Genomic DNA, 25,742 nt, shown 5'->3' with positions numbered 1-25,742 from the left:
CATCCTTTCATCAATCGGCACCTGGCAGCAGACCGCGCCGCCGTCGAAACACATAGCGCGGCACCCGCATCGCCAGCAAAAACCCCAAGGCCGGCAGCAACAACTGGACCAGGGCGTAGATGGCGGTCAGCCGCCGGTCCCCGCCGCTGGCCAGGCTGACCGCCTCGGTGGTCACCGTAACCACGCGCCCGGCGCCCAGCAAAATGGTAGGCAGGTACTGGCCGACGCTCACCGCGAAGCCCACCGCCGCCGCGGTCAGGATCGGCGCCAGCAACAACGGCAGGCGCACGCGCAAGAAGACCCGCCATGGCCCGGCACCGAGGCTGCGTGCCTGATGGCTCCAGCGCGGGTCCAGGCGCCGATAGCTTTCCGCCAGGGACAGAAAGACGTAGGGCAGCACGAACACCGCATGCCCGATGATGACCGCGCCCAAGCCGGGCCGGATGCCGACTTGCGCCTGGATCATGACCAGCCCGAACAGGAAGGCCACCGATGGCACCAGCAGCGGCAGGTACAGAATCCGTTGCGCCCAGGGGCGCATCGGCCGACGGCGCTGGGTCTCCGCCTCCAACGCGCCCAGCACCATCACCACCGAGACGAGGGTCGCGGTGAGCGCGACGCCGAGCGTTTGCCACACCGGGGCGATCAGGTCATCGGCCGCGTTCAGCCAGTTATGCACGGTCGGCGGCCAGGGCAGGAACTGCGGGAACGGCCAGTACCCGGCCACCGACCACAGCGCCAGCCCCGCCAGGGCGGACATCATCAGGCCCAGCACCGTGCGCATGGCCAGCCAGGCGATGCTGCCCAGCCAGCGCTCGCCGCAGTGGCGCCGCCCGTCCCGGCACCAGCCCCGGCTTATGCGTGCCACCAATCGCTCCAACGACCACCAGATCAACAAGGCAGCCAGCGTCAGCAGCAGTTGCAGCATCGCCCCCGCCGAGGCCATGAAGCGCATCGACAGCGCGGGGTCGTTGAGCCAGCCGACCACCGACACCGCAAGCGTCGAAGGCGTCGTGGGGCCCAGGATCATGGCCACGTCCACCGTCGAGGTGGCAAAGGCGATCACCGCATAGACGGGCAACCGCAGCAAGGGATAGAGCCCGGGCATGACACCCTTGAGAAAGGCCGTCAGCGGACGATAGCCCAGACTGCGTGCCACGCGCAGGCGCTCGCCGGCCTGGCACTGCACCAGGGCTGCCAGGCTCATCAGCAGCAGGAAGGGAACCTCCTTGATGATCAAGCCCAAGATTAGCGACAGCCCCCAGGCATCGCCGGGAAACGCATAATCCGGTGGGTAGGCCCAGCCGCTCAGCCAGGGCGAGAAGCCACGCACCACCCACCCCGATGGGGTCAGCAGGAACGCCAGGCCGATCGCCGCCGCCGCGTGAGGCACCGCCAGCAACGGCGACAGCCAGCGCTGAATGCGCCGATACAGCGGCGTGCCCAGGAAGCTGCCCAAAAATAGCACCACCAGGACCAGCGACAGCGCCGTGCTGGCCAACCCGGTCACCAGGCTGAGCCGCGCCATGTCGGCGAGGCCCGGTACCGCGAAGAGCTGCCGCCAGGGGACCAGGGTCAGGTGTTCACCGCCGAGTACCGGCAGCCAGCCGAAGGCTGGCGCCAGCGCGCCCAGCGTACCGGCGGCCACCGGCACGCTGAGCAAGGCGATGGTCAGCCAGGGCAGCACCCCGACGACGAGCCGGTAGGCAACGGCCGATGTCATTGCGCGCCGTAACGCTGCCGCCAGGCCTGCTCGAGGGGCTCGATCCAGGAGGGATGGGGTTCGCGCAGCGTCTTGCCCAGCGACGGCGGCGGCAGGCTCTCGGCAGCCCGGCCATCGCGGGTGAACGCCTCACGCTGATCGGGGCTCAGGCGCGACATGTCCAGCACCGTGGCATCGCCCCACAGCGCAAGATCCTGCTTGCGGGCCTGGGCCTCCGGCGAGAGCAGGAAGTTGGCGATCGTCAGCGCGCCGGCCTTGTGCTGGGCATTGAAGGGAATGGCGACGAAATGCACGTTGCCCAGCGTGCCGCCGTCGAGAATATAGCTGCGCGTGGTCGGCGGTAGTTGATAATCGAGCACCCCGGCAGCCGGCGCCGTGGGGGTGAAGGTGAACGCCAGGCTCAGCGCCCCGTCACCCATCAGCTGGCGCATCTGAGGCCCGCCCGAGGGGAAGCGTTCGCCCTCGCGCCATAGATAAGGATGCAAGCGGTCCAGGTAGTCCCACAGCGGCGCGGTGACGGCCTCGAAATCGGCTTCGCCGACCGGCGCATAGAGCGCCTCGCGCTGCTCGGTCAATGCCAGCAACGCCTGCTTGAGGAAGGTCGTGCCCAGAAAGGCCGGCGGCTGCGGATAGGTGAAGCGCCCAGGGTTCGCCTTGGCCCAGTCGAGCAACGCGGGAATGCTGCGCGGCGGCGCGTCGACACGCCCACTGTCGTAATAGAAGGTGAGCTGTGCACGCCCCCAGGGCGCTTCGTACCCCTCGACCGGCAAGGTGAAGTCCTCGCGCACTTCGGGGTTCTGCTCGGGGGCGGTCAGCGAGAAATTGGGCAGTCGCTCGGCCCAGGGACCATAGAGCAGGTCATTTTCCTTCATGGCGGCGAAGTTCTCGCCGTTGAGCCAGATCAGGTCGACCGCACCTCGGTCTTCGTTATCCGCCGCCTTCTCGGCCAGCACGCGGGTCACCGCCTCGCCGGTATCGCCCACTTTGACGTGCTCGAGATCGATGCCGTAACGCTGGTCGACCTGCTCGGCCACCCAATCGATATAGGCATTGGTCCGCGGATCGCCGCCCCAGGCGTTCCAGTACACGGTCTGCCCCCGGGCGGCCGCGGTCACCGAGTCCCAGTCGGACAACTCGTAGGCCTGGCCCATGGTTGGCAACAGCGACAACACCGCCACCAGCAAGCCTCGCGAATACGTCATGCCTCTCTCCCTCGATTGATCACCGTCTTGGTCGTGGCGCAGCGACATTCGTTCTTCGTGGGCAATCTCCCATCCGCCCAATACGCCGCGCCCTACGAACACGTTCGGCGTACACCCTTCGGCGTTGCGTCACTGGCAACGCACATTTTCGCCACTCCATGAGATGCAGTCATGAGAGACATCCACAAGCGCGCCCTGCGCTGGGCCCTTGCTCTGATGCTGATAATGGGGTCTCGCCCGGCATGGCGCAGACGCGATGGCCGGCGGACGGCTGGCAGGTCATGCCAACGCAACAGAGCTACGCGACATTGCTGAGCCGGCTGAAGAGCGCGATTGCCGCCAACAACATGGGCATCGTGACCGATGTGGGCCCCACCCAGACCGCCGCACAGCGAGCAGCCCAGTGCGATCTTTTCGCCCTATATCGCGGGCCTGGAGACCCCCGGCGAGGCCGAGTCACTGTCCGACATCGCCGCCAGGCTGGATACGATCTTCGCCGACATCGCCGAGGCAGCTACCCGACAAACGTCTTGAAGACGCAAACCGAATGCCGGCCACAGGCTGTCATACGATGAGCTCGGTTCGGTCTTCAGCGGCTTTTGCAGGCCGGCTTGCGCTCGTCGTCCTTCAGATATCGAATCCCGGCTCCTCGACCAGCCCGTACAGCGTGTTTCGCCGCTCCTCGCGGAAATCGTCGAGCAATTGCATGTATCGCTTCGGCGTCTCGGTACCCGCCTGGGTGACGATGTACAGCGACTCGTAGGCCTGATGCGGCAGCGTCAACGCCTTGACCTGGCGCTGCCAGGGCGAGGTCTCCAGCACCGGCCGCGAGACCACGGTGAAACCCAGCCCGCGCGCGACGGCGTCGAGCACCATGGCGACCTCGTTGGTATGCCCCTGGCGCGGAAAGTGACTCATCGAGCGAAACTCGCCGGCGAAATTGGCGCGCAGCAGCTGGCCGGCATAGTTGATGCCGTCCGAGTAGTTCATGAAGCCCAGCGCCATCAGCTCCTGCAGCGAGGTACCGGTAAAATCGGCCGGCACCACCAGGCACAGCGGCTCCTGATGCCAGGGCTCGAATTTCAGGTCGGGGTGCTTGAACACCTCGGTGACGATACCCAGGTCGTAGCGGCCGGCCACCACGTCCTGGATGATCTCGTCGTTGAAGGCGAAACTGTAGCTGACGGTGAGCCCGGGATGCATCTGCTGATAACCGAGAATGAACGGATAGAACAACAGTCCGATGCTGCCCGGCGAGGCGACGCGACAATCGCCCGAATCCAGCGACTCGTCATCCAGCGAGTGGCGAAAATGCTCGTGCTCGGCGAACAGCCGAACTGAGTAATCGTAAGCCCGCCGGCCGGCCTCGGTAAGCGTAAAGCGACGCCCGTAGCGATTGATCAGCGACTTGTCGAGATAGTTCTCCAGCTTGCGAATGTGCTGACTGACCCCGGGCTGGGTCATCTCGAGTCGCCGTGCCGTATGCGTGAAGCTGCCGGTTTCGACCAGGGTTATGAACGTACGGAAATACTGGGCATTGAACATGGAACGGGCGACCACTCGCTGGAATTTCATTGACCACAGCGCGCCAGGCAACGGCTCGACACGGGCGCACCCCGGGCCTCGTTGCCGTCAGATGACATGCCGGGCGCTATCTTAGCAAAGAATGGCCCCACGGCGCAGCGCTGCGGCCGGGACACCGGCGTGTTAGCATCGTTCGACAGGCGCTATGCAAGCACTACGCAAGAACTACGCTCAGGTAAAAACCGCTGTCGCGACCGGCTCGCATCTCGACGCTCGCCGAGATGCTCGAGCCAGTACGATGGTCAATGGAGCGGGACGTCGCTGACCGCGCCCGTATGGAACTTTCATTCATGGAACGACGCCGTATGCGCCGCGACCTGTATTGCAGGCATGACAAGGAACCGCTAATGCCGGAAACGATTTCAACCACGATTTCCCCGGAAGGCAGCCTCGAGGTGCTGTCTCAGCAGGAGGTCAACCGCCTGCGCGACACGTCGGCCAACGGCCTTCACGATCTGTTGCGCCGCTGCGCCCTGGCGGTGCTCAACTGCGGCTCGCCGACCGACGATGGGCTGGCGGTAATGGAAGCCTATCGCGATTTCGATATCGAGGTGCTGCAGCAGGATCGCGGCATCCGCCTCAAGCTCACCAATGCCCCCGCCGAGGCGTTCGTCGACGGCCGCATGATCCGCGGTATCCGCGAACACCTGTCGGCGATCCTGCGCGACATCGTGTATGTCTTCAACGAGATCCAGCAGCACTCGCGCTTCGACCTGACGACCGGCGACGGCACCACCAACGCGGTCTTTCATATCCTGCGCAACGCCGGCACGCTCAAGCCGTCCCGCGAGCCCAGCCTGGTGGTGTGCTGGGGCGGCCACTCGATCTCGCGCGAGGAGTACGACTACACCAAGGATGTCGGCTATCATCTGGGACTGCGCGATCTGGATATCTGCACCGGCTGCGGCCCCGGCGCCATGAAGGGCCCCATGAAGGGCGCCAACGTCGCGCACGCCAAGCAACGTCGCAGGCATGGCCGCTACTTGGGCATTTCCGAGCCCGGGATCATCGCCGCCGAGTCGCCCAACCCGATCGTCAACGAACTGGTGGTGATGCCCGACATCGAGAAGCGGCTCGAGGCGTTCGTGCGCGTCGGTCATGGCATCATCATCTTTCCCGGCGGCGTGGGCACCGCCGAGGAAGCGCTCTACCTGCTGGGCATCCTGTTGCACCCGGAGAACGCCGACACGCCGTTCCCGGTCATCTTCAGCGGCCCGCCGAGCGCCGCCGACTACTTCAAGCGCATCGATGAATTCCTGCGCTATACGCTGGGTGATGAGGTCTGCCAGCGCTATCGCATCATCATCGACGACCCGGCCAAGGTGGCTCGCGCCATGCGCAAGGGAATCGACGAGGTCACCGAATTCCGTCGCGCGCACAACGACGCCTTCTACTACAACTGGCGCCTCAACGTGCAGCCCGGCTTCCAGCAGCCCTTCGAGCCCACCCATGAGGCCATGGCCGCCCTGCAGCTCCATCACGACCAGCCGATCCATGAACTCGCCGCCAATCTGCGCCGGGCGTTCTCGGGCATCGTCGCCGGCAACGTCAAGGAACCCGGCATTCGCGCCATCGAGGCGCACGGCCCTTTCCGGCTGCACGCCGAGGCCGAACTGATGGCGCGGCTGGATGCCCTGCTCAATTCATTCGTCGCCCAGGGGCGCATGAAGCTGCCCGGCAGTCACTACGTTCCTTGCTACACGCTGGGCTAGGAAGCCGCAAATCGCGGCCTTTTCTGAGCGCTTTGTCGCCTCAATGCAAAAACCGGCCGCCAGCGGCCGGCCTTGATGAATGACCCAGCGAGCGATCAGGCGCGCTTGCGGCGCCAGCCCGACGCCAGGGCATGAATCAGCAGCCCCAGCGCCGTGCCGTGCGAGAGCACGGCCAGGCCGTCGAGATTGGCCATCCCGCCCTGGAGGCCCTGCCATACCGCGACCACCAGCAGGCTCGAGAGCATGGCCACGCCCATCCGCCCCAGCAACACCGGCAAGCGCTGGCGCGCGCCGGCGTCAAGCAATCGCCAGGAGGCCACGGCGACCCCCAGGACCACCACGGCGGCGATGCACAACAGGATCAAGCGATCTTGCGCCACGCCGTTGGCGACATAGCGCAGCAAGGTCGTCAGCATGGCGATCAGGATGCCGACGAGGATGCTGACCCGTTCGGCGGTCATGACGCGAGTCGTCATTGCTGGCACCCCGTCGTCATTCGCTGCGCAGACCGTTTTCGTCGATCCACGCCTCGACCCAGGGCACGGCGGCATCGTCGGCCATGAAGGTTTCCATGGCATCGACCTCGAGTCGCTCGCCGATGCGCTGAGCGCCGTGGTCCTCGAGCAGCGCATCGAGACTGCGCCCGCCGCCACAGAAGGTGTCGCCATAGGAGCTGTCACCCAGCGCGATCAGTCCGTAACGCAGCTCGCCGAGCATAGGATGCTGCTCGTTGATCGCGCGGGCGAACGGCGTAATGCCGCCGGGATAATCGCCGCTGCCGGTCGTCGAGACGCAGAACAGGGTCAGGTCGGCGGCTTGATCGGTAATGTCGGCGAGCGTCGGCTGTTCGAGGATTGAAACCTCATAGCCGGCCTGCTCGAAGAGCGGCTTGACCTGTTCGGCGACATCCAGGGCACCGCCGTAGACGGTGCCGACAATGATCTTGAGCGTGGGCATGGGCAGGACTTGCTTGGAAAATTTGCCCGGATATTAGCACGTAAGCACCGCTCGCGCAGTTTCTCGCCAGCCCCGCCAGGGCGATCGCACGTCGGTAATCGATCGCATTTGAAGAAATTAGAGCGGGCCGGTATTACTAGGCATTTGGTTCGAGCGTCACTATGCCTCAGTCTTCACAGCCTCTCATGGATGTCTTCGTCTCCGTTACCGATCCTCGCCAGTCCAACAAGGTCCAGCACTCCTTGCCGGAAGTGCTCACCGTGGCGGCCTGTGGCATCCTGGTCGGCGCCGATACCTTCGAGGAGATCGAGCTCTGGGCCCAAGAGAAGCAAGCCTGGTTACGCCAGCATCTCTCCTTACCCAACGGCATCCCATCACATGATACCTTCGCACGCCTCTTTGGTTTGATGGACCCCAAGGAGTTCGAGCATGCCTTCCGTTGCTGGGTGGCGGGGGCGCTGCCTGGCCTCTCGCCCCAGGTCGTCGCGTTGGATGGCAAAACCAGCCGGCGGTCGGCGGCCTTCACGATCTGTTGCGCCGCTTGGGTCAGCGCGTTCGCGGCGGCTGCCGGGGTCATCCTCGGCCAGCAGGCGACACCGGCCAAGTCGAACGAGAAGACCGCCATTCCGGAGCTGCTGGCCACGTTGGCCCTGGAGGGATGTATCGTGACGATCGATGCCATGGGGACCCAACCCAGCATCGCGCAGGCGATTCGCGACCGTGGGGCGGACTATGTGCTGGCAGTGAAGGATAATCAGCCACAGCTCAATGCGGCGATAAACGACTTTTTCGAGCTGTTCCAGTCAGCGCCGCCGGACAAGACGCCCCATCACGTCAGCGAAGCGGTCAGCAAGGATCACGGACGGCTGGAAACGCGCCGCTGCTACGTCTTTGATGCGTTGGAATGCTTGCCCGCCCCCACGCGCTGGCCGGACCTGCGTTGCTTTGCGGTCATCGAATCGACACGCGAGAGGCAGGGCAGGATGACCCGGGAACGGCGTTACTACATCTGCAGCCTGGTGCCCGATGCCGAGCAACTGGCCGCGGCAGTCCGTCAGCACTGGGGGATTGAGGACCGCGTGCACTGGTGTCTTGACGTGACGTTTGCTGATGATCAGATGCGAGCCCGCACGGGCCATGCGGCGCACAACTTAGCCATCCTCAAGCGCCTGACCCTCAACCTGATCCGCCTGGATCCGGCGAAGCGCAAAGGCAGCTTCAAGACCAAGCGGATCATCGCAGCGACGTCAGATGAATACCGGGCTCATCTGCTGGGCCTTGAATGAGAATAGATCGCTACGTGCGATTGCCCTGCCAGCCCCTCCCAGGGCAATCGCAGTTGAACTGACGAGGGGCGCCGGGGATAAGCCGAAGAGGAGGTCCGACGCCATGGATGGCGTCGGTAGCGTACAGGGAGGTATTTACAGCGCCTCCTCGCAGGCTTATCGACGGATCAGCCCCGAGCGAAACGCTAACGGCGATTGCCCTGCAGACCCTCCGGCGCCTAACCGCTCTGCTGCGCGCGATGCGCGGTGCCCACCTCGCCCGCCACCATCGCCTCGTGAACGTCCTGCAGGCTGGCCGGATCGTCGATGGTCGAGGGAACGCCGTAGGACTCACCATCGGCGATGTTGCGCAATAGCTTGCGCAGGATCTTGCCCGAGCGGGTCTTGGGCAACCGCGCAACCACCAGCGCCTGACGCAGGCTGGCAATGGCCCCGATCCGCTCGCGCACCAGCGCGACCAGCTCGCGCTCGAGTGCCGTGACATCGCCATCGAAGCCGTCCTTGGGGATCACCAGGGCGATCGGCACCTGCCCTTTCAATGCGTCCTGGATGCCGATGACCGCACACTCGGCCACCGCGGCGTGCGAGCCGACGACCTCCTCCATCTCGCCGGTGGACAGGCGGTGCCCGGCGACATTGATGACGTCATCGCTGCGCCCCATGATGAACAGATAGCCATCCTTGTCAAAATAGCCGCCGTCGCCGCTCAGGTAGTAGCCCGGGAAAGCCGCCATGTAGGCACGCTGAAAGCGCTGCGGATCGCGCCATATCCCCGCCAGACAGCCCGGCGGCATCGGCTCGCGAATCGCCACGCTACCCTGCTCGCCGATGCCGGCCGGCTCGCCCTGGGCGTTCAACACGGCCACATCGAACCCGGGAACCGGCAGCGTCGCCGAGCCGGCCTTGGCCGGCATCGGCTCCAGGCCCTGCAGGTTGGCAACGATCGGCCAGCCGGTCTCGGTCTGCCACCAGTGATCGACGATCGGCACCGACAACAGCTCCTCCAGCCAATGAAAGGTCGGCGGATCGAGCCGTTCGCCGGCCAGGAACAGCGTCCTCAGGCAAGAAATGTCATGCCCCTCCAACCGCCGGCCATCGGGGTCTTCCTTCTTGATCGCGCGAAAGGCGGTCGGCGCGGTAAAGAAGGCCCGCACTCGGTACTCCTCGATCAGGCGCCAGAAAGCCCCGGCATCGGGGGTCCGTACCGGCTTGCCCTCGTAGACCAGCGTGGTGCAGCCGTAGATCAGCGGAGCGTAGACGATGTAGGAGTGGCCGACGACCCAGCCGACGTCCGAGGCCGAGAAGAATACCTCGCCGGGCGTCATGCCATAGACGCGCTCCATCGAGTAGTGCAGCGCCACCGCATGCCCGCCATTGTCGCGCACCACGCCCTTGGGCTTGCCGGTGGTTCCCGAGGTGTACAGGATGTACAGCGGATCGCGGGCATTGACGGCGACGCAGTCGGCGGGCGAAGCATCCGCCACCAGCGCCTGCCAGTCGTGATCGCTGTCATTGAGCTGCGCACGCAGCGAATCGCGCTGCAGGATTACGCAGGCCTCGGGACGATGGCGGCTACGCGTCAGCGCCTCGTCGACGATCGGCTTGTAGGCGATGATCCGGTCGACCTCGACGCCACAGGAAGCGGCGATGATCACCCGCGGCTCGGCGTCCTCGATGCGTACGGCGAGCTCATGCGCCGCGAATCCGCCGAACACCACCGAATGCACGGCGCCCAGCCGGGCACAGGCGAACATGGCGATCAGCGCCTCGGGGACCATCGGCATGTAGATCACCACCCGATCGCCCTTGCCCACGCCCAGCGAGGCCAGCCCGCCGGCGAACAGCGCCACCTCGTCGCGCAATTCCCGATAGCTCAGCGTGCGCTTGCCTGCGGTTACCGGCGAATCCCAGTGTATGGCGGGCTGGTCGCCGCGCCCCTCGGCGACATGATGATCGAGCGCCACATGGCAGGTATTCATTTCGCCGTCGCCATACCAGCGCGCATGCCCTTGCCTGTCAAAGCCGAGAATTTCATGGGGCTGGCGGAACCAGGAAATACGCTGCGCCTGCTCGGCCCAGAATGCTTCGGGCTGCTCGATCGATCGCTGGTATTCGGTCCGGTATGCGCTCATGAAATGCCTGCCATTTAAGGATGATCGACGGCTTCATCGATCGCGGTGGCTCACGATGAATTGTTGACACAACTCTAGAGCATTTAAGCGCGGTTTCCCGTCATACCATCGGCTAGTCGACCGTAAAACCTGTCGCCGACTTTTCCTGAGTGCCACCGACAGGGCTTTGTCGACAATCGGTGCATGCAATCATGTCGCCCCTCCTCGTGACGCTGAATTAGCGTTTGCCGCGCTATCACGGCAAATTTGCGTGGTTGTTGAAGTTTCGCTAAATCAGTAAGAGAGGCAGACTTGTTGCGTTACCTCTCACGTCACCCGCGGCGGTTCCGAAAGCCTGCGATGCACGCATCCATCGGCAGCGGGGAAATGGACACGGCGCAGGACGCGCCGGCCACAGGAGACGAAACATGAGTAGCCGCCCACTCGCTTCACGACTGCTGAGCGACCCCGACGATGCCATCCAAGCGTCGACCAACCTGCTCAAGGCGGTCGCCAACGAAAATCGTCTGCGCATCCTGTGCCTGCTCGACAGCGGCGAACTCTCGGTGTCCGAGCTCAATGCGCGCCTGTCGCTGAGCCAGTCGGCGCTGTCCCAGCATCTGGCCATACTGCGCCGCGTAGGGCTGGTAACCACGCGTCGCGCCTCGCAGACCATCTACTATTCGCGACAGGGCCGCGAAGCCGAGAAACTGATCGACACCCTGGGCGCGCTGTATCTCGACTAGCTCAACGGCGTTGCCATCCGCTCGCCTCAAGCGCCTCGTAGATTCGCTGCAGTCCGCCCTCGATGCCCAGTGACACAGCGCGTCCCAGGCGTTCGGTGAGGCGACGGCGCTTTTCGAGACTCACCGTGACGACCCGCGCGTCGTTCATGCGCTCGAGCAGGTAGGCCTCGCTGGTTCCCACCGCATCGATCAGTCCCTTGTCCACCGCCTGGCTGCCGTACCAGGTCTCGCCGGTGGCGATGGCGTCGATGTCGAGCCCCTGGCGACGCTCGGCAACGAAGCGCTTGAACAGCGCGTGGGTGCTCTCAAGCTCCTCGATGAACTTCTCGCGCCCCTCCTCGGTATTTTCCCCGAGCACCGTCAGCGTACGCTTGTAGCGCCCGGCGGTAAGCAGCTCGACATCGACATCGTGGCGCTTGAGCAGGCGGTGGATATTGGGCAGCTGCGCGACCACGCCGATCGAGCCCAGCACCGCGAACGGCGCCGCACGCAGTCGATCGGCGCAACACGCCATCATGTAGCCGCCGCTGGCCGCCACCTTGTCGATGCAGACCGTCGTCGACACGCCCGCATCGCGCAGCCGGTCGAGCTGGGCGGCGGCCAGTCCATAGGCATGCACCAGCCCGCCGGGCGACTCCAGGCGTATGGCGACCTCGTCCCGTTCGTCGATGACGCCGAGGATCAGCGAGACTTCCTCGGCAAGCCGTGCCGTCCCCGACGCCTTGATGTCGCCATGGAAATCGAGCACCCACAGCGTTGGTCGTTTCGCGCCATCCCGCTTGTCGCGATGCTTGTCGCGATGCTTGTCGTCGCGCTTGAACGCCTTGAGCGCCGCCTTGCGACGCTTCTTGTCGAGCCCCACCAGGCTAAGCTGCCGCTGCCGCGCGCGATAGCGCTTGTCGAGTTCCTCGATGCGCAGCTGGCCGTGCGCCTGGCCGGCCTTGGCGCGACCGACGATGGCCAGCGCCGCCAGGATCATCACGCCCAGCGTGACCAGTTGGGCCAGAAACAAGCCGTATTCGGCAAACCATTGACTCACCCTGCTTCTCCTCGATGCGAGTTGTAAATCCGTGGGGCCTTTCGTTCGGCCGGCCAAGGGTAACGCTTGATTCAAACGCCTGTTCAAAATAAGCTCGGACCCTTCACGGTTCATAGGCTGCAGAAAACACCATGAGCGACACCACTCAGGTAATCGACAATCTCAAGTCTCGCTTCGACCCGCAAGCCGCCAAGGGCATGCACGAGACCTTTCAGTTTCATATCGCCGATGCCGACGACTATTTCATGACCGTCGACGACGGTACGCTGGACATTCAGTCAGGTGAGCACGACGACCCTTCGGTGTCGCTCTCCACCGATAGCGATACGCTCAAGGGCGTTCTGAGCGGGGAGCTCAATGGCATGCAGGCCTTCATGTCCGGGCGCCTCAAGGCCAGCGGCAACTTGATGCTGGCGACCAAGCTGAATCAGCTGTTCCCCTGATCTTCAAGCGGTCGTGAGTTCAGGCTGTCATGACTCAAGCTGTCGTGAACTATAGTCACCCACAACGGCCCCGGCGAAGAGAGTGCAACAATGCAAAGGCCCCGCTTTCCAAGCAGGGCCTTTGCATTCACATGTCAGCCGTTTACCGGCAGGCATCACTGCGGCGCGGGTCCGTCAAAGGCTTCGACCCGGGCCTTCAATTTCTGCCCGGGGCGAAAAGTAACCACGCGGCGGGCTGAAATCGGGATCTCTTCACCGGTCTTGGGGTTGCGTCCCGGACGCTCGCGCTTGTCACGCAGGTCGAAATTGCCGAAGCCCGACAGCTTGACCTGCTCGTTCTCGCGCAGGCAGCCGCGGATTTCCTCGAAGAACGCCTCGACCAGGGTCTTGGCTTCGCGTTTCGAGACGCCGAGCTCGGTATGCAAATGTTCAGCCAGTTCCGCCTTGGTCAATGCAGCCATGGTCTCTCCTCGTGCTGGATGACGACGTTCAGCCGCGCAGCTCGGCACCCAAACGCTGCCTGGATTCGGCGACGATCGCCTCAACTAACTGATTGATTTCTTCGTCATTCAGCGTGCGCGAAGGATGCTGCCAGGTCAAGCCCAAAGCGACGCTCTTGTAACCCTCGGCGATACCGGCGCCCTGATAGACATCGAACAGATGCAGATCCGTCAGCCATTCGCCGGCTTGATCGCGCAACGTGTCGAGAAGTGCCTGCACGGCCACCGACTCGTCGACCACCAGCGCCAGGTCGCGACGCACTTCGGGATAGCGCGACAGCGCAGCGAAACGCGGCAACCGGCCATGCACCAGACGATCCAGCTCGATTTCGAACACCAGCGGGTCGCTCTTCAGGCCCAGTTCGGCGCGCACCGCGGGATGCAGGGCACCGATCCAGCCGACACGCTGGCCCAGATGCAACACCGCGGCGGTCTGCCCCGGATGCAACACCGGATCCTCGGCGGGCTCGAAACGCCAGGCGTCGCGATTGCCCCCCATCGCCAGCAGGCTTTCCAGGTCGCCCTTGAGATCGAAGAAATCGACGTCATCGCGGCGCGCGGTCCAGCCCTCGGGATCGCGCGGCCCGCAGACCAGTCCCCCCAGCATGGCGGTCTGTTCCAGCGAATCGAGATCGCCTCTGAACACCAGCCCCGACTCGAACAACCTGACCCGTTGCTGCTGGCGGTTGAGATTGTGCATCAACGCCTTGAGCAGGCCGGGCAGCAAGCTGGCCCGCATCACCGCCATGTCGCTGGAGATCGGGTTGGCCAAGCGCGGGGCCTCGACACCGGGCGCCAGCAAAACTTGCAACTCAGGCGCGACGAAGCTGTAGCTGATCGCCTCCTGGAAGCCGCGTGCCACCAGTTGACGTCGCAAGCGCGCGAGCGGCTGGCGCGCTTCGTCATCGGCCTGCAGCGACAGGCGCGCCGCCGGCCGACGCACCGGCAAGCGGTTGTAACCGTGGATCCGCGCCAGCTCCTCGATCAGGTCCTCCTCGATCGCCACGTCGAAGCGCCAGCTGGGCACGCCGACCCGCCAGCCCATATCGCCCTGTGCACTCACCTGCATGCCCAGTCGGGTGAGGATATCGACCGCTTCCTCGCCGGGCAGCGGCATGCTCAGACATTGCTCGAGGCGCGCGGCACGCAGCACGATATGCCGCTCAGCGGGCAGATGATCCGGGCTTGCCGTCTCGCTCAACGGACCCGGCTCGCCGCCAGCAATCGCCAGCAGCAGTTGCGTGGCGCGCTCGATGGCCTGGCGGGTCAGGGCCGGATCGACGCCCCGCTCGAAGCGATGCGAGGCATCGGTGTGCAGCCCGTAGGAGCGCGCCTGCCCGGCCACCGTCAGCGGCGTGAAGAAGGCCGCTTCGAGAAACACATCGCGAGTGGCATCGCTGACCCCCGAAAATTCGCCGCCCATCACCCCGGCGATCGCCAGCGGCTTCTCGGCATCGGCAATGATCAGGGTATCCTCGCGCAGCGCAATCTGCTGGCCGTCGAGCAGCACCAGGGTTTCCCCTTCGCGGGCATAACGCACCTCGATCGCCTGCTCGAGATTGGCCAGGTCGAAGGCATGCATCGGCTGACCCAGTTCGAGCATCACGTAATTGGTGATGTCGACCAGCGGACTGATGGCGCGCACGCCGCTACGGCGCAGCCGTTCGGCCATCCACAAGGGGGTCGTGGCATTGACGTCGACATTCCTGACGATACGCCCCACATAGCGCGGGCAGGCCTCGACTGCACTGACATCAACCGGGAAGCTCGCGTCGTGAACGGCGACCTGCGCCGCCACGTCGGGCTCATTGACGGCCATCCGGTTGAGCACACCGACTTCGCGGGCCAGGCCCTTGAGACTCAGGCAGTCGCCGCGATTGGGCGTCAGGTCGACCTCGATGGTGGCATCCTCAAGGCCCATCCAGTCGCGAAGGTCGACGCCGGCAGGCGCGTCGCGCGGCAGCTCGAGGATGCCCGGCGAGGTTTCCTCAGCGAGGCCCAGCTCCGAGGCGGAACAAATCATGCCGCGCGACTCGACGCCGCGCAGCTTGGCCTGCTTGATCTTGAAGCCATCAGCCTTGGCATCGTCGGGCAACACGGCGCCGACACGGGCGAAGGCCACCTTCTGGCCGGCGGCGACGTTGGGCGCCCCGCAGACCACCTGGACGGGCTCCGCGGAACCGTCGTCGACCCGGCATACGCTCAACTTGTCGGCGTCCGGATGGGGTTCGCGACTCAGCACTTCGGCTACCACCACACCGCTGAATACCCCGGCGACCCGCTCGATGGCGTCCACCTCGAGCCCGGCCATGGTCACCTGCTCAGCCAGCGCCTGGGTCGCGAGCGCCGGCGAGACCCACTCGCGCAGCCACTGTTCTGAAAATTTCATCTTGGAATCCCGTCTCCTTGATTCGCTCAGGCGAACTGGCGCAGAAAGCGCAGGTCGTTCTCGAAGAACAGCCGCAGATCATTGACGCCGTAGCGCAGCATGGCCAGGCGCTCGGCACCCATGCCGAAGGCGAAGCCCTTGTAACGCTCGGCGTCGATGCCCGAATGACGGAACACCTCGGGGTGCACCATGCCGCAGCCCATCACTTCCAGCCAACCGCTGTGCGAGCACACCCGACAGCCTTCGCCGCTGCACATCACGCACTGGATATCGACTTCGGCGGACGGCTCGGTAAACGGAAAGTAGGACGGCCGGAAGCGCACCGAGAGATCGTCGCGCTCGAAGAAGGCATGCAGGAAGTCCTCGATGGTGCCCTTGAGATCGGCGAAGCTGACGTCCTCGTCGACCAGCAGACCTTCGACCTGATGGAACATCGGCGTGTGGGTCAGATCCGAGTCGCTGCGGTAGACGCGCCCCGGGCAGACGATGCGGATCGGCGGCGCCTGACGCTCCATGGTCCGCACCTGGACCGGCGAGGTATGGGTGCGCAGCAGGCGCGTGGCATCGAAGTAAAAGGTATCCGCCATGCCGCGCGCCGGATGATGCGCGGGAATGTTGAGCGCCTCGAAGTTGTGATAGTCGTCCTCGATCTCGGGCCCCACCGCGACATCGAAGCCGATCCGCGTGAACAGCCCCTCGATGCGCTCCAGGGTGCGCGTCACCGGATGCAATCCACCCTGCGACTGGCCTCGGCCGGGCAGGGTCACATCGACACGCTCGGCGGCCAGGCGCGCGGCCAGTGCAGCCCGCTCGAGATCGTCACGCCGCGCCTCAAGCTCGCGACTGAGTGCCTGTTTCGCCTGATTGATGCGCTCGCCCGCGGCAGGGCGCTCCTCGGCAGGCAACTTGCCGAGCCCCTTGAGCAGCGCCGTGATCTCGCCTTTCTTGCCGAGATATTTCACCCGCACCTCGTCCAGAGAGGCGACGCTCTCGGCGGCCTGAATGGCCTGGCGAGCCTCGGCGACCACGGTCGGTAAATGGTCCATCCGTTACGCTCCGAATCCTGAATCCCGGGACCCTGGTATCCGGGTCCAAAAAAACAGGGGAAGAGCGGCTGCTCTTCCCCTGTGGCGTTCACGATGCTGTCGACGAAGCTTGCGACTCCGACGGCGCCATCACTTACTGGGCAGCCTTGGCCTTCTCGACGATGACGGTAAAGGTCGCCTTTTCGTGAACGGCAAGATCGGCGAGAACCTTACGATCGATCTCGATACCGGCCTGCTTGAGCCCGGCAATGAAGCGGCTGTACGACAGGCCGTTCTGACGAGCCGCCGCGTTGATCCGCGAGATCCACAGCGCGCGGAACTGGCGCTTGCGCTGACGGCGGTCGCGATACGCGTACTGGCCCGCCTTGATGACCGCCTGCTTGGCGACACGGAACACGCGAGACCGGGCCCCGTAGTAACCCTTGGCCTGCTTCATGATTTTCTTGTGACGGCGGCGCGCTACGACACCACGCTTGACACGAGTCATGGCAATCTCCTGACGTTAAATGAATTCGACCGGCGCGTTACAGGTTGGGCAGCATGCGCGAGACCAATGCCTTGTCGGCAGCGTGGATCTGCTTCATGCCGCGCAGCTGACGCTTACGCTTGGTGGACTTCTTGGTCAGGATGTGACTGCGAAACGACTGCTTGTGCTTGAAGCCGTTGGCGGTCTTCTTGAAGCGCTTGGCGGCGCCCCTGTTACTCTTGATCTTCGGCATGGAGATAACTCCGCTCGGGTTTTTTAGAAAATCCATGGCCGGTGGCCCGACACGCACCAGCGTGCAGCGACCACCCGTTCACTTGCCGACGGATCACTTCTTCTTCGGGGCCAGGATCATGACCATCTGACGGCCTTCCATCTTGGGGAAGGACTCGACAGCGGCCAGCTCCTCGAGATCGGCGGCAATCCGTTCCATCAGCTTGCGGCCGATGTCCTGGTGAGCCATTTCACGACCCCGGAAGCGCAGGGTGACCTTGCCCTTGTCGCCACCTTCGAGGAACCGGATCAGGTTCTTGAGCTTGACCTGGTAGTCGCCCTCGTCGGTGCCAGGCCGGAATTTGACTTCCTTGACCTGGATCTGCTTGGTCTTCTTCTTCTGAGCAGCCTTCTGCTTCTTCTGCTCGAAGAGGAACTTGCCGTAATCCATGATCTTGCAGACGATCGGATCGGCATTGGAAATCTGTACGAGGTCCATACCTTCCGCTTCGGCGCGCTCGAGTGCATCGCTGGTGGGTACGATGCCCAGCTGCTCGCCGTCGCTGGCGATCAGGCGGACCTGATCTTCGGTAATCCGCTCGTTCATTGGTGGGCGCTTTTCCTGAGGGCGCCCTCTCGGGTTGCTTCTCTTGATGGTTCCGTCTCCACTTTTGCCTTGGAAGATGTCGCTGTTACCGCTCGGCCTGCACCCGCTCGATGAAGGCATCCACCGTCATGCCGCCCAGGTCATCGCCGCTGCGCGTGCGCACGGCCACCGAGTCGGTCTCGACTTCCTTATCTCCAACCACAAGGAGATAGGGGACCTTCTGCAACGTATGCTCGCGGATTTTAAAGCCGATCTTCTCGTTCCTCAAGTCCGACTTGACGCGCAGCCCGGTATTTTGCAGGCGTTTTTCGATTTTTCCGACATAGTCGCGCTGCGCATCGGTGATGTTCAGCACCACCGCCTGATGAGGCGCCAGCCACAATGGCATCGCTCCGGCGTAGTGCTCGATGAGGATACCGATAAAGCGCTCCATGGAACCGACGATGGCACGGTGGAGCATGACCGGCGGCTGACGATCGCCGGCTTCGGTCACGTACTGCGCACCCAGGCGTGTCGGCATCATGAAATCGACCTGCATGGTGCCCACCTGCCACTCGCGCCCCAGGCAGTCCTTCATGTGATATTCGATCTTGGGCCCGTAGAAGGCCCCTTCGCCCGGCAGCTCCTCCCATTTTACGTCACAGGCGGAGAGCGCGCCTCGCAGCGCGGCTTCGGCACGCTCCCAGACGTCATCGCCACCCAGACGCTTTTCGGGGCGCAGGGCGATCTTGACGGCGATATCCTCGAAACCGAAATCGCGATAGACCTTGAGCGCCTGACGATGAAAGGCGGTGACTTCGGACTCGATCTGCGCCTCGGTACAGAACACGTGGCCATCGTCCTGGGTGAAGGCCCGTACCCGCATGATGCCGTGCAGCGCGCCCGAAGGCTCGTTACGGTGACAACCGCCGAACTCGCCGTAACGCACCGGCAGTTCGCGATAGCTGCGCAGCCCCGAATTGAAGACCTGCACGTGGCCCGGGCAGTTCATCGGCTTGAGCGCGTACTCGCGTTTTTCCGACTCGGTGAAGAACATGTTCTCGGCGTAGTTGTCCCAGTGGCCGGATTTCTTCCACAACGAGACGTCCATGATCTGGGGGCAGCGGATCTCCTGATAGCCGCCCTCCTTGTAGACGTTGCGCATGTACTGTTCGACCGTCTGCCACAGGGTCCAGCCGCGCGGATGCCAGAACACCATGCCCGGCGCCTCTTCCTGCATATGGAAGAAGTCGAGCTTGCGAGCCAGCTTGCGATGATCGCGCTTTTCGGCCTCCTCGAGGCGCTTGAGGTAGGCTTTGAGCTGTTTCCTGTCGTCCCAGGCCGTGCCGTAGATGCGCGTCAGCATCGGCTTCTCGGCATCGCCCCGCCAGTAGGCGCCGGCCAGCTTGGTCAGCTTGAAGGCCTTGAGATGCCGGGTGTTGGGCACATGAGGCCCACGGCACATGTCCGTGTATTCCTCATGATGGTAGAGACGGATCGTCTCGCCTTCGGGAATCTCGCGCACGATTTCCTGCTTGTAGGGTTCGTCGCGATGCAGGAAGGTCAGCATCGCCTGATCGCGATCGACGTATTCGCGCACGACATCGTAGCCCTTGTCGATCAGCTGCTTCATGCGCTGCTCGATGGCCTCGAGATCCTCGGGGGTCGCCGAGCGGCCGAAATCGATGTCGTAGTAAAAGCCGTCCTCGATCACCGGTCCGATAGCCATCTTGGCATCGGGATAAAGCTGCTTGACGGCATGGCCGATCAAATGGGCGCAGGAGTGGCGAATGATCTCGAGCCCTTCGGGATCACGGGCGGTGATGATCGCCACCTCGGCATCGTCTTCGACGAGATCGGCGGCATCGACCAGCCGACCATTGATCTTGCCGGCAACGCAGGCCTTGGCCAGGCCCGGGCCGATCGACTCGGCGACTTGCATGATACTCAACGGGGCGTCGTAACGGCGTTGGCTGCCGTCGGGAAGGGTCACGATGGGCATTCAGGAATCCTAAAGCGCAGTGGTGATCCATACCAGGGATCACATGTCGCAAAAAAACGGTGTATGGCGAGACTGACTATCTACTATGCACTTCCTATGTATCTCTTCTATGCACTTCGCTATGTATCTCTTCTATGCACGTCGCCTGGCAATCGCGCTCAGCACCAGCGTACCAGGCCATGAGAGCCGGCCGGCGAATGGATGCGCGGCGTTACATTAGCAGGCGGCCCCGACTCGAGTCCACTTCCAGGCCGTTGCGCAAGGCCAGCCACACACGAAGAAGGGGCGCCAAGGCGCCCCTTCCTGCATTCAGCCAGCTAAACGCTACCTGGCCTCATGGCGTCAGCGTCACTGAGTCCATTCACCCAGCTCGACACGACGGTTCTGTGCACGGCCGGCTGCGGTCTCGTTGGTCGCGATCGGCTGCTCTTCGCCGTAACCGATGGCCCGCATGCGGTTCGCGGAAATGCCCTGCGAGATCAGGTAATCCTTGACCGACTGGGCACGACGCTGAGACAGATCCTTGTTGTACGCTTCACTACCGATGGAATCGGTATACCCCTCGAGGCGAACACGGACATTCTCGTTGGCGGCAAGCTTGCTAGCGACATCGTCGAGAATCATTTCAGCCTGAGAGGTCAAAGTGGCCGAATCGAACTCGAAGTTGACATCTCGCAGCACGATATCGGCTTCACAGCCCAGCGCGTTGACATCGGCACCTGCCGGGGTGTCGGGGCACTGATCCATGTAGTCGGGCACGCCGTCACCGTCGGAATCGAGCGGGCAGCCGGAGGCGTTCACTTCCACACCTGCCGGGGTTCCCGGGCACTCGTCCTTGTAATCGGGTACGCCGTCACCATCGGTGTCTAGCGGGCAACCGTCGGCATTGACGGCAACGCCGGCCGGCGTATTGGGGCACTGATCGCGATCGTCCGGAACCCCATCGCCATCGCTGTCGACGACATTGCTGCCATAATCGGCGCACAGCAGAGCCCCGGCGGTGGCACCGGTGACGCCGCCTATGGCTGCACCATCGTTCTCGTCGGCATCGCTGCTCGAGGCGTAGCCGATGCCACCACCGATCAGACCGCCGGCCAGGCCGCAGACGAAAGGCGATTGATACCAGGCGTCCTGCCGGGTATCGGAGGAAGAGTAGGCGGGACTAGAGATGGTCCAACTTGCTAGCACTAACGCGAACCCAACTAGCAAACCAGTCGTTGATATCTTCATGTAAGACTCCTTCTTTACACAGCGCTCGTCGTAACGTGTCGTTACTCGGTGGGCCCAAACCAGTCGGAACCCAATAAGCTCGGCCAGGACGTTTTTGCACCTATCCCGTCTTCAAAAAAGAAAGCACAAATGCGCCATTTCGGCCAGTGCTCTCATGCTGCCATCTCGGCTTGCCCGGGATGACGCATTCTTTACTTCGATCAGCATGCATCGTGAAGGATTGCGCGAAATCGTGCAAATTCTTCACCTGTACGAAGTTTATACAAGGATACCCGGCCGCATCGATCATGCAAGATGATAGTCGGCCAATCCGCAAAAAATGGTGGCCGCTCGATCGAGCAAGGCGTCGGGAAAATCAAATGTCGGATGATGCAACCTAGGCAGTCTTCACCACTTCCCAGCGTGAACATCGCCCCTTCGCAACAGCCACTCAACGCTCCGAAGTCCTCGGACCAGCGATGCGCCGCGGGCAACGTCGCCAGCGGCATCCGCCTGAATGAGCCAGTCGGCCACTTGATCCGCCGTTCGGGACTCGTCGCCGGAAAGCTCGGGCGAGGCATGCAGCGCGTGACGCAAATCGGCGAGCGGCGTGGCGAGCAAGGACAAGGGCATCACGATGGCTCCATCGTTCGCATTAGAAGACGTCGGATTCAGTGCAGGCTGGCCGGCCAGCCCCGAACGAAGTCGTCGACCGCACCGGCGGCGGCTAGGATACGTTGCCGCAACTCGCCCTCCAGCGCCAGGCGCTCGCGATCTTCGCCCATGCGCTCGCGTGGCGACAACGCCTGACGGGCGGTATGCGTATGCAGGTGCGCAGTGCGCCGATGCACTTCATCGAGCACGCGCAGCGATTCACGCTCGAGCAGGCGGGGATCGATAATCTCGAGCAGCACCTTGCAACGCAGGCTGCCCTCGGTCAGGTCGACCTGCTCGGCCTTCATCGCCCGCGCAATGATAGCGAGGCTTTCCAGGCAATTTTCATTGGCACGCCGCACTTCCTCGGCACGGAACCGCTCCCGCCGGCGCACCTCCTGCCAGAGCCGCCACGCGTATCCGACAAGCCCCAGGATCGCGATAATCGCGATTCCGAGCAGCACCCAGCCTATCGATTGATTCATCCATGCCTCACCGGCCCGCTCATCGTTGCGCGCAGTATACGTGGCGCCACGGATCGACCCAACAGCTACTGACGAATCGGCCTCGCACTGTATAATGCGCCCCCGCCCACCTGTCGCTCACGCGCGGAGCAGGCTAGCCTGCAGCAAGGGCTATCAACAAAACGCCAAGGAGGCATCACGTGCCAGATGATACCGAAGCCCCCCGTGAGGCCCACTCCCGGCCGTCTAGCGTCGCGTCGCGCATCGGACTCTGGCTAGGCTTTTTCTGGCTTGCGCTGGTGCTAATCGTGCCGGCTCCCGGCGAAATGCCGGTCACCGCCTGGTACTGCGCCGGCCTGGCACTGCTTATGGCGACCTGGTGGTCGACCGAGGCGATACCGATACCTGCCACGGCACTGTTACCACTCGTCCTGGTGCCGGCGCTGGGCATCGGCGACCTCAAGCCCACGGCAGCGAGTTATGCCAACCCGATCATCTTCCTGTTCCTCGGCGGCTTTCTGATCGGGCTGGGCATGCAGCGCTGGGAGTTGCATCGGCGCATCGCCCTCAACGTGCTGAAGTACGTCGGCTATCAGCCGCGCCGTCAGATCGCCGGCTTCATGCTCGCCACCGGCTTTCTGAGCATGTGGGTCTCGAATACCGCGACCAGCATCATGATGCTGCCGATCGGCATGTCGGTGATCAGTCTGCTCGGCGACAGGGACCCACAGGAGCTCAACCGCTACGCCACGGCGCTGCTGCTGGCGATCGCCTACGCGGCAAGCATCGGCGGCATCGCCACCTTGATCGGCACGCCGCCCAATGCCCTGCTGGCAGCCTATCTTTCCAACGATCGCAACATCGACATCGGCTTCGCCCAGTGGATGGTCGTCGGGCTGCCGGTGAGCATCATCATGCTGATAATCGCCTGGTTATGGCTGACCCGCGGCGGCTTCGCGCTGGATGCCGGCGAAGACAGCAAGAATCTGGTCGCGCAGCAGCTCGACGAACTCGGCGGGTTCTCTTCCGCCGAGCGACGTGTCGGGGTGATCTTCCTGCTGGCTGCGCTGGCCTGGATCGCCCGCCCGTTGATCAACAATATGGGGCTGGACTGGGTCTCCGACACCACCATCGCCATCGCCGCCGGCCTGCTGTTGTTCCTGCTGCCGAGCGGCACCCAGCGCGGGGTGAAGTTGCTCGACTGGGATCAGGCCAAGGAGCTGCCCTGGGGCGTGCTGCTGCTGTTCGGCGGCGGCTTGGCACTGGCCGGGGTAATCAAGAGTTCCGGGCTCGCCGAGTGGATCGCCAATCAGTTGTCGATGTTCGACGTACTGCCATTGATCGGGCTGGTCGCCATGGTGGTCCTGATCATCATCTTCCTCACCGAAGTGACCTCCAACACCGCCACGGCAGCGGCTTTCCTGCCACTGCTCGGGGCTCTGGCGATGTCGCTGGACGTCTCGCCGTTATTGATCACGGTGCCGGCGGCCATCGCCGCCAGTTGCGCATTCATGATGCCCGTGGCTACGCCCCCCAACGCCATCGTGTTCGCCACCGGTCACATGAAGATCCAGTCGATGATTCGCGCCGGCTTCGCCCTCAATATCGCCGGCACGGTCGTCGTTACGCTGGTGGCTTACTTCGTGGTCAACACCTTCTGGTGAGCCTCAAGAGCCGCCGAGCTCGCCACACGCTGCTCGATGAAATGCTTATAGCGGTCTGGTTATCGAGGAAAACCACGCACTAGCGAGTCGCTGACGTAACTTGGGAAGCATTCGGGCCACCGGTGGCAAGCGAGTCGCCATGACCAGGGCAGATACCATGGCATACATTGTCCACTGCCCGAGGTCGGCGCGCACCACCCAGAGGAAGTGCAGCAGTACCAGCCCCAGGATGGGGTAGGCCAACCTGTGTAGTGTCTTCCAACGCTTGCCCAATCGGCGCATCGACCAGCGGTTGGAAGTGAGGCCAAGCGCGCCAAGGCCTATCAATGCCAGCATGCCGACGATGATGTAGGGGCGTTTTACCAATTCGCTACCCAACATTGCCCAGTCGAGCGCCAGAATGAACAGGACATAGCTGAGCATGTGCAGGAAAGCGTAGGCTAGCGTCCAGAGGCCAAGTTGCCGCCGGATCAGCGCAAAGCCTTTCCAGCGGGTAAGCTTGGTGAGTGGCGTCAGGCTCAGGGTCAGCAGCAGCATCCACAGCGCACCCTGGCCGATATTCAGCAGCAGATAGCGCCCCGGCTCGGGGCCGGCAGCGTTGTTGGCCACCTGCCATCCCCATAGCACAAGGGGCGCCAGCGCCGCCAGGAACACACCACTGCGCCAGAGTCGCCATTTTCGCTGCGTTGCCATCAGAAGTTCTTCCGTAGATCCAAGCCCGCATACAGCTCGGCCACTTCATCGGCGTAGCCGTTGAACATCAGGGTATCGATGGTGTTGGGGCTGAACAGGCTATTGGGCAGGCGCCTCTCGGTGGCCTGGCTCCAGCGCGGGTGGTCGACCCGCGGGTTGACGTTGGCATAGAAGCCATACTCTTCCGGAGCGATTCGCTGCCAGGAATTGACAGGTTGCTCTTCAACCAGCGAGATACGCACGATCGACTTGATGCTCTTGAAGCCGTACTTCCATGGCACCACTAGCCGCAGTGGCGCGCCATTCTGGTTGGGCAGTTCGCGGCCGTACATGCCCAGAGCGAGTATCGTCAGCGGGTGCATGGCCTCATCCAGCCGCAGCCCCTCCACGTAGGGCCAGTCGATCAGCGAGAACGAGGAACGCTGGCCCCGCATCTGCTCGGGGTCGACCAGCGTTTCGAAGCGGACATAGCGGGCTTTGCTGGTGGGGTCTGCGCGCTTGATTACCGCGGCGAGCGGTATGCCCAGCCAGGGGATCACCATCGACCACGCCTCGACACAGCGCAGCCGGTAGATGCGCTCCTCGAACCGGGGCGGGCTGGCGATGTCCTCCAGGGCCAGGCGGCCGCCGTTATTAACCTCACCGTCGACCACTACGCTCCACGGCTGAGTGTCCAGGTTGCCTGCGTAGCGAGCAGGGTCTGACTTGCTGGAGCCGAACTCATAGAAATTGTTGTAGCCGCTGGCGTCGTCGAAAGGGGCAATCTCGTCCCGCTCGGGGTCGTCTGGCACGATGACTCGCTGGCGGGAGGCATCAAGCTTTTCCTGCAGCCATGCCGGTGCATCACCGTCGGGAACGTCCGAGTAGTCGGTGCTGGCCCTGACCCGGCCGGACAGGGCCAGCCCCGCCCCCAGGCCCGCCATGCCGCCCATGAAGCGGCGGCGGGAGAGGTAGGTGGATTCCGGTGTCACTGCGGATTCGCACAGATCGCTGGGTTTGGCGATTTTGATCAACATAGGATGCCTCCACTGGGGG

Annotated in this window: 25 protein-coding genes; 6 read left to right on the top strand and 19 right to left on the bottom strand. The window is 63.6% G+C overall.

Going from position 1 to position 25,742, the window contains the following annotated elements; translation table 11 throughout:
- Nucleotides 1-10: 10 nt before the first annotated feature.
- Both HALZIN_RS0106505 and HALZIN_RS0106500 read right to left on the bottom strand, forming a co-directional pair.
- A complete protein-coding gene (locus HALZIN_RS0106505) occupies nt 11-1,723 on the bottom strand; it encodes an ABC transporter permease (protein ID WP_031383423.1) in 1,713 nt (570 codons plus the stop codon).
- The gene (locus tag HALZIN_RS0106500) at nt 1,720-2,925 is read right to left on the bottom strand and encodes an ABC transporter substrate-binding protein (protein ID WP_031383422.1); all 1,206 of its coding nucleotides are present in this window, start codon (nt 2,923-2,925) and stop codon (nt 1,720-1,722) included. Before HALZIN_RS0106500 ends, HALZIN_RS0106505 begins: the two co-directional genes overlap by 4 nt.
- A gap of 363 nt (nt 2,926-3,288) precedes the next feature.
- On the opposite strand from HALZIN_RS0106500, the gene HALZIN_RS18055 reads away from it, so the two are divergent.
- A complete protein-coding gene (locus HALZIN_RS18055; RefSeq protein ID WP_160171091.1) occupies nt 3,289-3,459 on the top strand; it encodes a hypothetical protein in 171 nt (56 codons plus the stop codon).
- Between the two features lie 93 nt (nt 3,460-3,552).
- Here the strand turns inward: HALZIN_RS18055 and HALZIN_RS0106490 are convergent, their stop codons facing one another.
- On the bottom strand, nt 3,553-4,470 hold the full coding sequence (locus tag HALZIN_RS0106490; protein WP_031383421.1) for a LysR family transcriptional regulator: 918 nt from the start codon (nt 4,468-4,470) through the stop codon (nt 3,553-3,555).
- Between the two features lie 386 nt (nt 4,471-4,856).
- Here HALZIN_RS0106490 and ppnN point away from each other — a divergent pair, with 386 nt between their 5' ends.
- The gene (ppnN, locus tag HALZIN_RS0106485) at nt 4,857-6,221 is read left to right on the top strand and encodes a nucleotide 5'-monophosphate nucleosidase PpnN (RefSeq protein ID WP_031383420.1); all 1,365 of its coding nucleotides are present in this window, start codon (nt 4,857-4,859) and stop codon (nt 6,219-6,221) included.
- 95 nt (nt 6,222-6,316) lie between these two features.
- Here the strand turns inward: ppnN and HALZIN_RS0106480 are convergent, their stop codons facing one another.
- Entirely contained in the window at nt 6,317-6,697 is a 381-nt protein-coding gene (locus HALZIN_RS0106480) for a hypothetical protein (RefSeq protein WP_150113090.1), read from the bottom strand.
- Between the two features lie 16 nt (nt 6,698-6,713).
- Complete coding sequence (locus tag HALZIN_RS0106475; RefSeq protein WP_031383418.1) at nt 6,714-7,178, bottom strand: flavodoxin; 465 nt, start codon at nt 7,176-7,178, stop codon at nt 6,714-6,716.
- 161 nt (nt 7,179-7,339) lie between these two features.
- On the opposite strand from HALZIN_RS0106475, the gene HALZIN_RS0106470 reads away from it, so the two are divergent.
- Nucleotides 7,340-8,464, top strand: coding sequence for an ISAs1 family transposase (locus HALZIN_RS0106470; protein WP_031383417.1), 1,125 nt, complete (start codon nt 7,340-7,342; stop codon nt 8,462-8,464).
- 218 nt (nt 8,465-8,682) lie between these two features.
- Here the strand turns inward: HALZIN_RS0106470 and HALZIN_RS0106465 are convergent, their stop codons facing one another.
- Nucleotides 8,683-10,596, bottom strand: coding sequence for a propionyl-CoA synthetase (locus HALZIN_RS0106465; protein WP_031383416.1), 1,914 nt, complete (start codon nt 10,594-10,596; stop codon nt 8,683-8,685).
- Nucleotides 10,597-11,003: 407 nt separating this feature from the next.
- On the opposite strand from HALZIN_RS0106465, the gene HALZIN_RS0106460 reads away from it, so the two are divergent.
- Nucleotides 11,004-11,321: an ArsR/SmtB family transcription factor gene (locus HALZIN_RS0106460; protein ID WP_031383415.1), complete on the top strand. Its 318-nt coding sequence runs from the start codon at nt 11,004-11,006 to the stop codon at nt 11,319-11,321.
- A gap of 1 nt (nt 11,322) precedes the next feature.
- Here the strand turns inward: HALZIN_RS0106460 and sohB are convergent, their stop codons facing one another.
- Nucleotides 11,323-12,360: a protease SohB gene (gene sohB, locus HALZIN_RS0106455; protein WP_031383414.1), complete on the bottom strand. Its 1,038-nt coding sequence runs from the start codon at nt 12,358-12,360 to the stop codon at nt 11,323-11,325.
- Between the two features lie 131 nt (nt 12,361-12,491).
- Between sohB and HALZIN_RS0106450 the strand changes: the two genes are divergently transcribed.
- Nucleotides 12,492-12,803: an SCP2 sterol-binding domain-containing protein gene (locus tag HALZIN_RS0106450; protein WP_031383413.1), complete on the top strand. Its 312-nt coding sequence runs from the start codon at nt 12,492-12,494 to the stop codon at nt 12,801-12,803.
- 155 nt (nt 12,804-12,958) lie between these two features.
- On the opposite strand, the gene ihfA is transcribed toward HALZIN_RS0106450, so the two are convergent.
- The 10 genes from ihfA to HALZIN_RS0106400 all read right to left on the bottom strand — a co-directional run bounded on the left by ihfA (nt 12,959) and on the right by HALZIN_RS0106400 (nt 22,371).
- The gene (gene ihfA / locus HALZIN_RS0106445) at nt 12,959-13,264 is read right to left on the bottom strand and encodes an integration host factor subunit alpha (protein WP_031383412.1); all 306 of its coding nucleotides are present in this window, start codon (nt 13,262-13,264) and stop codon (nt 12,959-12,961) included.
- A gap of 28 nt (nt 13,265-13,292) precedes the next feature.
- The gene (gene pheT / locus HALZIN_RS0106440; protein ID WP_031383411.1) at nt 13,293-15,692 is read right to left on the bottom strand and encodes a phenylalanine--tRNA ligase subunit beta; all 2,400 of its coding nucleotides are present in this window, start codon (nt 15,690-15,692) and stop codon (nt 13,293-13,295) included.
- A 26-nt stretch (nt 15,693-15,718) separates the two neighbouring features.
- Nucleotides 15,719-16,738, bottom strand: a complete 1,020-nt coding sequence (pheS, locus tag HALZIN_RS0106435; RefSeq protein WP_031383410.1) for a phenylalanine--tRNA ligase subunit alpha — start codon at nt 16,736-16,738, stop codon at nt 15,719-15,721.
- Nucleotides 16,739-16,871: 133 nt separating this feature from the next.
- A complete protein-coding gene (gene rplT, locus HALZIN_RS0106430; RefSeq protein WP_031383409.1) occupies nt 16,872-17,225 on the bottom strand; it encodes a 50S ribosomal protein L20 in 354 nt (117 codons plus the stop codon).
- 37 nt (nt 17,226-17,262) lie between these two features.
- Entirely contained in the window at nt 17,263-17,457 is a 195-nt protein-coding gene (gene rpmI / locus HALZIN_RS0106425; RefSeq protein WP_031383408.1) for a 50S ribosomal protein L35, read from the bottom strand.
- A 93-nt stretch (nt 17,458-17,550) separates the two neighbouring features.
- The gene (infC, locus tag HALZIN_RS0106420; RefSeq protein WP_084173405.1) at nt 17,551-18,162 is read right to left on the bottom strand and encodes a translation initiation factor IF-3; all 612 of its coding nucleotides are present in this window, start codon (nt 18,160-18,162) and stop codon (nt 17,551-17,553) included.
- Nucleotides 18,128-20,023 carry a threonine--tRNA ligase gene (gene thrS / locus HALZIN_RS0106415; protein WP_031383406.1) on the bottom strand — a complete coding sequence of 632 codons (1,896 nt, stop codon included), beginning with the start codon at nt 20,021-20,023 and terminating at the stop codon, nt 18,128-18,130. Before thrS ends, infC begins: the two co-directional genes overlap by 35 nt.
- 348 nt (nt 20,024-20,371) lie before the next feature.
- Entirely contained in the window at nt 20,372-21,253 is an 882-nt protein-coding gene (locus HALZIN_RS0106410; RefSeq protein WP_031383405.1) for an OmpA family protein, read from the bottom strand.
- 387 nt (nt 21,254-21,640) lie between these two features.
- Nucleotides 21,641-21,865 carry a hypothetical protein gene (locus tag HALZIN_RS0106405; protein WP_031383404.1) on the bottom strand — a complete coding sequence of 75 codons (225 nt, stop codon included), beginning with the start codon at nt 21,863-21,865 and terminating at the stop codon, nt 21,641-21,643.
- A 38-nt stretch (nt 21,866-21,903) separates the two neighbouring features.
- On the bottom strand, nt 21,904-22,371 hold the full coding sequence (locus HALZIN_RS0106400) for a DUF2489 domain-containing protein (protein ID WP_031383403.1): 468 nt from the start codon (nt 22,369-22,371) through the stop codon (nt 21,904-21,906).
- Between the two features lie 179 nt (nt 22,372-22,550).
- Between HALZIN_RS0106400 and HALZIN_RS0106395 the strand changes: the two genes are divergently transcribed.
- Entirely contained in the window at nt 22,551-24,014 is a 1,464-nt protein-coding gene (locus tag HALZIN_RS0106395) for an SLC13 family permease (RefSeq protein ID WP_031383402.1), read from the top strand.
- Between the two features lie 45 nt (nt 24,015-24,059).
- On the opposite strand, the gene msrQ is transcribed toward HALZIN_RS0106395, so the two are convergent.
- Together msrQ and msrP are read right to left on the bottom strand one after the other, a co-directional pair.
- A complete protein-coding gene (msrQ, locus tag HALZIN_RS0106390; protein WP_031383401.1) occupies nt 24,060-24,707 on the bottom strand; it encodes a protein-methionine-sulfoxide reductase heme-binding subunit MsrQ in 648 nt (215 codons plus the stop codon).
- On the bottom strand, nt 24,707-25,723 hold the full coding sequence (gene msrP / locus HALZIN_RS0106385; protein WP_031383400.1) for a protein-methionine-sulfoxide reductase catalytic subunit MsrP: 1,017 nt from the start codon (nt 25,721-25,723) through the stop codon (nt 24,707-24,709). Before msrP ends, msrQ begins: the two co-directional genes overlap by 1 nt.
- Between the last annotated feature and the right edge of the window lie 19 nt (nt 25,724-25,742).

The sequence above is a fragment of the Halomonas zincidurans B6 genome (assembly GCF_000731955.1).
GTDB lineage: Bacteria > Pseudomonadota > Gammaproteobacteria > Pseudomonadales > Halomonadaceae > Modicisalibacter > Modicisalibacter zincidurans.
This window is presented reverse-complemented; position numbering and strand designations above follow the sequence as displayed.

Coding starts and splice junctions, on each gene's coding strand:
- HALZIN_RS0106505 (WP_031383423.1), bottom strand. CDS start 1,723: ATGACATCGGCCGTTGCCTACCGGCTCGTCGTCGGGGTGCTGCCCTGG.
- HALZIN_RS0106500 (WP_031383422.1), bottom strand. CDS start 2,925: ATGACGTATTCGCGAGGCTTGCTGGTGGCGGTGTTGTCGCTGTTGCCA.
- HALZIN_RS18055 (WP_160171091.1), top strand. CDS start 3,289: ATGTGGGCCCCACCCAGACCGCCGCACAGCGAGCAGCCCAGTGCGATC.
- HALZIN_RS0106490 (WP_031383421.1), bottom strand. CDS start 4,470: ATGTTCAATGCCCAGTATTTCCGTACGTTCATAACCCTGGTCGAAACC.
- ppnN (WP_031383420.1), top strand. CDS start 4,857: ATGCCGGAAACGATTTCAACCACGATTTCCCCGGAAGGCAGCCTCGAG.
- HALZIN_RS0106480 (WP_150113090.1), bottom strand. CDS start 6,697: ATGACGACTCGCGTCATGACCGCCGAACGGGTCAGCATCCTCGTCGGC.
- HALZIN_RS0106475 (WP_031383418.1), bottom strand. CDS start 7,178: ATGCCCACGCTCAAGATCATTGTCGGCACCGTCTACGGCGGTGCCCTG.
- HALZIN_RS0106470 (WP_031383417.1), top strand. CDS start 7,340: ATGCCTCAGTCTTCACAGCCTCTCATGGATGTCTTCGTCTCCGTTACC.
- HALZIN_RS0106465 (WP_031383416.1), bottom strand. CDS start 10,596: ATGAGCGCATACCGGACCGAATACCAGCGATCGATCGAGCAGCCCGAA.
- HALZIN_RS0106460 (WP_031383415.1), top strand. CDS start 11,004: ATGAGTAGCCGCCCACTCGCTTCACGACTGCTGAGCGACCCCGACGAT.
- HALZIN_RS0106450 (WP_031383413.1), top strand. CDS start 12,492: ATGAGCGACACCACTCAGGTAATCGACAATCTCAAGTCTCGCTTCGAC.
- ihfA (WP_031383412.1), bottom strand. CDS start 13,264: ATGGCTGCATTGACCAAGGCGGAACTGGCTGAACATTTGCATACCGAG.
- pheT (WP_031383411.1), bottom strand. CDS start 15,692: ATGAAATTTTCAGAACAGTGGCTGCGCGAGTGGGTCTCGCCGGCGCTC.
- pheS (WP_031383410.1), bottom strand. CDS start 16,738: ATGGACCATTTACCGACCGTGGTCGCCGAGGCTCGCCAGGCCATTCAG.
- rplT (WP_031383409.1), bottom strand. CDS start 17,225: ATGACTCGTGTCAAGCGTGGTGTCGTAGCGCGCCGCCGTCACAAGAAA.
- rpmI (WP_031383408.1), bottom strand. CDS start 17,457: ATGCCGAAGATCAAGAGTAACAGGGGCGCCGCCAAGCGCTTCAAGAAG.
- infC (WP_084173405.1), bottom strand. CDS start 18,162: ATGCCTTCATCGAGCGGGTGCAGGCCGAGCGGTAACAGCGACATCTTC.
- thrS (WP_031383406.1), bottom strand. CDS start 20,023: ATGCCCATCGTGACCCTTCCCGACGGCAGCCAACGCCGTTACGACGCC.
- HALZIN_RS0106410 (WP_031383405.1), bottom strand. CDS start 21,253: ATGAAGATATCAACGACTGGTTTGCTAGTTGGGTTCGCGTTAGTGCTA.
- HALZIN_RS0106405 (WP_031383404.1), bottom strand. CDS start 21,865: ATGCCCTTGTCCTTGCTCGCCACGCCGCTCGCCGATTTGCGTCACGCG.
- HALZIN_RS0106400 (WP_031383403.1), bottom strand. CDS start 22,371: ATGAATCAATCGATAGGCTGGGTGCTGCTCGGAATCGCGATTATCGCG.
- msrQ (WP_031383401.1), bottom strand. CDS start 24,707: ATGGCAACGCAGCGAAAATGGCGACTCTGGCGCAGTGGTGTGTTCCTG.
- msrP (WP_031383400.1), bottom strand. CDS start 25,723: ATGTTGATCAAAATCGCCAAACCCAGCGATCTGTGCGAATCCGCAGTG.